This window comes from Candidatus Igneacidithiobacillus taiwanensis (assembly GCF_031962545.1).
In the GTDB taxonomy this organism is placed as follows: Bacteria; Pseudomonadota; Gammaproteobacteria; order Acidithiobacillales; family Acidithiobacillaceae; genus Igneacidithiobacillus; species Igneacidithiobacillus taiwanensis.
The window spans coordinates 524-2,174 of the sequence record NZ_JAVRKK010000233.1 but is presented as its reverse complement, the minus strand read 5'-3'; the positions used below and the strand labels follow the sequence as shown (position 1 = coordinate 2,174).

2 protein-coding genes and 1 pseudogene are annotated in these 1,651 nt (G+C 68.5%); all 3 read left to right on the top strand.

Annotated elements, in window-relative coordinates; translation table 11 throughout:
• Positions 1 to 513: pyridoxal-phosphate dependent enzyme (locus RTI30_RS14165; protein WP_312284140.1), on the top strand; the 513-nt coding region annotated here is incomplete at its 5' end.
• The gene (locus RTI30_RS14160) at positions 513 to 1,466 is read left to right on the top strand and encodes a hypothetical protein (protein WP_312284139.1); all 954 of its coding nucleotides are present in this window, start codon (positions 513 to 515) and stop codon (positions 1,464 to 1,466) included. The genes RTI30_RS14165 and RTI30_RS14160, both read left to right, overlap by 1 nt.
• Positions 1,463 to 1,651: pseudogene (locus RTI30_RS14155) on the top strand (single-stranded DNA exonuclease); the annotation flags it as partial. The gene RTI30_RS14160 and the pseudogene RTI30_RS14155, both read left to right, overlap by 4 nt.

Sequence of the window (1,651 nt, the reverse complement as noted above, 5' to 3'; positions counted from 1 at the left end):
CGTTGTGATACCCAGGATGTCCTTACCGGCGCCTGTAAATTCTGCGCCGGGCAATGCCCCTACGGGCACCGCACGGGCAGCAGTAAGCGGCCGAAGATGCTTGGCTTCCAGGCGGCGGGGAGTGCGCCCTTCATCGTTGGCGACTTTGTGCGCGATCCCGAGACCATCGCCACTGCCATCCGCATCGGTCGGCCGATGTCTTGGGAGCAGGCGCACCAAGTAGAGAAAGAAAGCGGCGGCTGGTTTGCCGGCCATAGCGATGCCGAAATCCTCGAAGCCCAGCGCTGGCTGGCGCAGTACGAGGGGGTTTTCTGCGAGCCCGCTTCTGCCACCTCCGTGGCAGGGGTGGTGGCGGCAGCGCGGGCGGGCAAGATCGAAGCCGGGGCGACGGTGGTTTGCACCCTCACCGGCCACGGTTTGAAGGACCCGGATACCGCCATTGCCCAGGGCGGCACGGTACTCACCGTCGATGCCAAGCTCGAGGCGGTGCAGCGCGCCATCCTCGACCACTGATGCCACGCCTTGGCCTGTGGTTGCACGGGCTGGCGGGGCGGCCGGGGGAAAGCTATGGCAGCTTGCTGCCGCGCCTGTGGGGTGCCGGACGGGCGGAGCGCCTGCCGGCGCAGTCGTCTTTGGAGGTGGCGGGACGCTTGCTCGGCTTTGCCGGCCCCCTGCCCGCCGCTGCCCTGCTGGCCGCCGCCGAGGCTTTGCCGCCTGGGGCGGACTGGCTGCTGGCCCTGGAACCCGTGGTCATTGGTGGTCAGACGGGAAGGGCGGTGCTGCAACCTGCGGGGCTTCTGCCGGCCGAAGATAACCAAGCCTTGCTCGCTGCCGCTCGCGAGCATTTTGCCGATAGCCCCTGGCAGTTGGAGAGTGGTGCGCGCCGCTGGTACCTGCGCAGCCGTTATCCCCTCGATTTGCAGACCCCCGATCCGGAAACGGTGTGGGGGCAAGAGGCGGTCCAGACTCCGGCGCAAGGTACCGACGCCCGCAGCGTTTTGGCCTTTTTGAATGAGCTGCAGATGCTGCTGGCAGCGCACCCGCTCAACCTGGCGCGCAATGACCAGGGGCTCGACTCCTGGTGCTACTTTTGGCCCTGGGGCGAGGGTTGTCTGCCCGCAGCGCGCCCAACCAGCCCCTGGACCCACCTCATCGCCACGCAAGAGGAACTGCAGGCGACAGCGCGTTGGCTGGGTATGGCCTCGGAGATGCCGGCGGCGGTGGCGCCGGATACGGCTCTGCTCTGGGTCTGGCCGGGAACTTGGCGCGACCCTGCCACCGCCGAGGGCTTCGATGCCCAAGCGGGCATCCTGCGGCCTTGGCGTCGGCGCGCGCGCATCGAGCTCTATACTGGCATCCTCGCCCGCGGCGGCGAAGTCGAGCGGGTGCGGCTGGGCCCGGCCAGCCGCTGGGCATTTTGGCGGCGCAGCTTGCCGGGAATCGCCAAGAGGTCGGGTAACTGGTGAGCGTAGTAGAAATCTGCACCCGCAGCCGTAGCCCGGAGGTCGAGGCCGCTGCCCTGGCCTTGGGCTACAGCCCCTTACAAGCACGCATCATTGCCGGGCGCCTTGGGGCCGAGCAGGCGGATCAGCTCGCCGCCCTCCTGCAAGGCGGGGTGGCGCAGCTCAGCCCGCCCGACGCTCTGCCGGAT

Excerpts from the sequence above, each read along its gene's own strand:
- RTI30_RS14160 (WP_312284139.1), top strand. The coding sequence starts at position 513 with ATGCCACGCCTTGGCCTGTGGTTGCACGGGCTGGCGGGGCGGCCGGGG.